The following is a 313-nucleotide window of genomic DNA, read 5'->3' as shown; positions in this document are numbered from 1 at the left end:
GGGAGGGCGACACCGCGCCGTGGACGTGCGCGGGCAGCGTCGGACCGAGCCCCCTCGGCCGCCCCGAGGACGCCGACGTGGACATGCCGGTCGGCGACCACATGGCGCTCGCGCTGTCCGGCCGGGTGCTGCCCGCAGAGGACCGCCGCGTCCTCGCCGCCTTCGCCGCACAGGCCGTCGTCGTCCTGGACCGCCAGCGCCTGCAGTCCGAGGCCGACCAGGCCCGCACCCTCGCCGAGGGCAACCGCATCCGCACGGCCCTGCTCGCCGCCGTCAGCCACGACCTCCGTACGCCCCTCGCGGGCATCAAGGC

At 77.3% G+C, this 313-nt stretch carries 1 pseudogene; it reads left to right on the top strand.

Going from position 1 to position 313, the window contains the following annotated elements:
• Nucleotides 1-313 (top strand): annotated as a pseudogene (locus ACQB60_RS45805) (histidine kinase); the annotation flags it as partial.

It is taken from the genome of Streptomyces odontotermitis, assembly GCF_050510915.1.
Classification (GTDB): Bacteria; Actinomycetota; Actinomycetes; order Streptomycetales; family Streptomycetaceae; genus Streptomyces.
The sequence above is the reverse complement of the archived record's forward strand: the minus strand, read 5'-3'. Positions and strand labels throughout refer to the sequence as shown.